Annotated in this window: 1 pseudogene; it reads left to right on the top strand. The window is 54.0% G+C overall.

The features are described from left to right. Window positions 1–8: 8 nt before the first annotated feature. Window positions 9–202, top strand: a pseudogene (locus B2R17_RS14840) (LuxR family transcriptional regulator); the annotation flags it as partial.

Genomic DNA, 202 nt, shown 5'->3' on the forward strand with positions numbered 1-202 from the left:
GCGACTCCATGAGCGAATTCGCTCAATTGGCACAGCAGTTGCGAATTGAACCCTCTGAGGCGACACCGCGAGCGTTCGCGTTTGTCGTTCCCAACAGTCTGAATCCATCAGAGGGAGCCATGCGCGAAGAATTAAAGAACATCGACTGGTTGAACGTATTCGACCAAGAACCGGACGTTGGCCTGACGGTCGTCGAGGACAA

Origin of the sequence: Rhodopirellula sp. UBA1907 (assembly GCF_002337565.1) — a bacterium.
In the GTDB taxonomy this organism is placed as follows: domain Bacteria; phylum Planctomycetota; class Planctomycetia; order Pirellulales; family Pirellulaceae; genus Rhodopirellula; species Rhodopirellula europaea.